Raw genomic sequence first — 2,827 nt, forward strand, 5'->3', positions numbered from 1 at the left:
CGGGACCATGTGCCTGTCGGAAGCCCATGCGGGGTCCTCGCTCGCCGACCTCACCACCCGTGCCGTCCCACAGGACGACGGGACCCACCGGATCCACGGGCAGAAGATGTGGATCTCCGAAGGCGAACACGAACTCAGCGAGAACATCGACCACCTCGTGCTCGCCCGCACCGAGGGAGCCCCGGCCGGGGTCAAAGGACTCTCCCTCTTCATCGTCCCCAAATACCTGGTCGACGCCGACGGTGCCGTGGGTGAACGCAACGACGTGTCCCTCGCCGACCTCAACCACAAGATGGGGTACCGCGGGACGACGAACACCATGCTCCACTTCGGGGAGGGCCACGCCACCCCCGGCGGTGCTCCCGACGCGATCGGGCACCTCGTCGGCGAGGAGGGCAAGGGACTCGTCTACATGTTCCACATGAGGAACGAGGCCCGCATCGGGGTCGGCGCGGGAGCCGCGGCGCTCGGATGCACCGGCCACCTCCACGCCGCGCGTCTTCTCGACCTCAGCACGGCCGCACCGGACGAGCGGACACGCCGGGAGGCGGCCGTCCTCCTCAACCTGCTCACCCCGGTGGTGAAGAGCTGGCCGAGCACCTGGTGTCTGGTGGCGAACGACCTCGCGATCCAGGTCCACGGCGGGGCCGGCTACACCCGGGACCACGATGTCGAACAGTTCTGGCGGGACAACCGCCTCAACCCGATCCACGAGGGCACCGCCGGGATCCAGGCGGCGGACCTGCTGGGGCGGAAGGTCCGACAGCACGACGGCGAGGGGTTGCGCCTGCTCCGCGCCGCCGTAGAGGACACGCTCGCACGGACGCCGGACGAGCTCCGGTCCTGGGCGGATTCCCTCGCGGGGCGCCTCGACCGCCTGCTCGACATCACCACACGACTCCACGAGTCCGGTGACCCCGCGCAGGTCCTCTCGCATGCGCACTGTTACCTCGAGGCCACCGGGCACCCCGTCGTCGCCTGGCTGTGGCTCGACCAGGTGCTCGCGGCCACGGATCCGACCTCCACGGTCCACCGGGGCAAGCACGCCGCGGCCCGGTACTTCTTCACCCACGAACTCCCCACGGTCGACGCCCACCTGGACTTGCTGGCTTCGGGCGACCGTCACCTGCTCGAGGTGGATCCCGCGGTGCTGTGAGGCCTGCCCCGCCGGCCCTCTTCGCGTGCCGGCGGGTGTCGGAGCGCGTCGAGGGCACTCACCGAAAGTCACCGAACGACCGTTCAATTCAATTCGTGACATGCGAACCGTGCTTCATCCCTGGTGCAGGCCCCCGCAGGTTGCTACTGTCGGGCCATCCGAGAAAAAGTGAGACTCGCCTCACATCGGTGTGAGGCGCTGGACGGTCACCCGTCCCGCAGCCGGGTCCCCACCCCACGGATCGACCAGTTCGACATCCATGACCACCCTCGACGAGGAGGACTCATGCACATCCCCCGCACCTTCCGCCCTGCCGGCCTCGTGGCCGGAGCCGCGGTCTGCACTCTCGCCCTCAGTGCCTGCGCCGGTGGCGCAGGCGGCGGTGACACCGCATCCGGCGAGGGGTTCGAGTACGGGATCCCCCAGGAGGAGCTCAACGAGATCATCGCGGATCTCGATCCCGTGGAGATCACCTACCAGGCCGGTGCCCAGTCGCCGAACTCGGTCTCCGCCGCCACGGCCATCGAGTTCAAGGACTACATCGAGACCCGGTCCAACGGACAGATCACCGTCGACCTCGTGTACGGCCAGGCGATCGCCGGCTACGCGGAGATCGACGACGCCCTGGCCGACGGCCGTGTCGATCTCTCCTACGCTCTCCCGATCTACAACCCGACCGAGTACCCGGCCTTCGACGCCCTGGCCACCGCCACGGCGGGCATGCCCAATTCGCCGGTCGTCGGCGAAGCGGTCGGGAACGCGGCGGTCGTCGACCTCGCCTGGGGCTCGGAGCAGCTCCTGGCCGAGTACGAGGAGAAGGGCCTGTCCCCGATCACCCCGATGATCAGTACCGGTTCCTACTACACCGTCTGCTCCTCGGGCGGGACCACGCTCGACGACTTCAACGGCCGCCAGGTCCGGATCGCGAGCACCGCGCACGCCCAGCAGGCCACGAACCTCGGCGCCTCGCCGGTGTCGATGGAGTACGTCGAGGTCTTCGAGGCTCTCCAGCGCGGCACCGTCGACTGCACGCTCGCACAGCTGCTGCCCTCCGAGGAGACCGGTGTCCTCGAGGTCGCTCCGCACGTCGGGTACACCACCCAGGAGAACAGCCTCTCGGGCCGCTCCGCCGGCGCGAACCTGGCCGGTAGTGGCTACCAGGCCCTGCCGCTGGCCTACCAGCAGATCATCTTCGACTCCGCGGTCGGTGGTTGGGCCACGAGCAACCAGGTCAACGCCGAGGGCAACTACAAGGGTGTCGCCATGGCGCTCGACAACGGTGGCGAGGTCGTCCCGATCGACCCGGAGACCGACGAGCAGATCGGCGCGACGAACGACGAACTGCTCGCCGCCGTCGAGGAGTCCGGAGTCATCGACGCCGGTGTCGTCGACCGGACGGCGGAGTCGATCCAGCACTGGACCGATGTCGCCGCCGAGCTCGGGATGCCCGAGGACGGTGCCGTCGAGGACATCAACGACTGGTACGAGCTCGGTTCGGTCGACTTCATGCCAATGGCCGAGCGCCTGTACGAGGAGTCGATCGCTCCCCACCGTCCCGGCGCCTGATCGGCACGAATGTCCGAGGCGTCGAGCGTCTGATCCTTCCGGCGCCCGAGCGCTCCACAACGCAGCACCACACGGGTCCGCCCCGGTCGCACATTCCGTGCGACC

At 68.8% G+C, this 2,827-nt stretch carries 2 protein-coding genes; both read left to right on the forward strand.

Translation table 11 applies throughout. The annotated features are described in order from the left end of the window. Window positions 1-1,156, forward strand: a 1,156-nt coding sequence (locus AAD496_RS11145) for an acyl-CoA dehydrogenase family protein (RefSeq protein WP_349828812.1), incomplete at its 5' end; no start/stop codon positions are given. 285 nt (window positions 1,157-1,441) lie between these two features. Further along, entirely contained in the window at window positions 1,442-2,722 is a 1,281-nt protein-coding gene (locus tag AAD496_RS11150; protein WP_349828813.1) for a type 2 periplasmic-binding domain-containing protein, read from the forward strand. Window positions 2,723-2,827: the final 105 nt, after the last annotated feature.

It is taken from the genome of Brevibacterium litoralis, assembly GCF_040212315.1.
Classification (GTDB): Bacteria; Actinomycetota; Actinomycetes; order Actinomycetales; family Brevibacteriaceae; genus Brevibacterium; species Brevibacterium litoralis.

Excerpts from the sequence above, each read along its gene's own strand:
- AAD496_RS11150 (WP_349828813.1), top strand. The coding sequence starts at position 1,442 with ATGCACATCCCCCGCACCTTCCGCCCTGCCGGCCTCGTGGCCGGAGCC.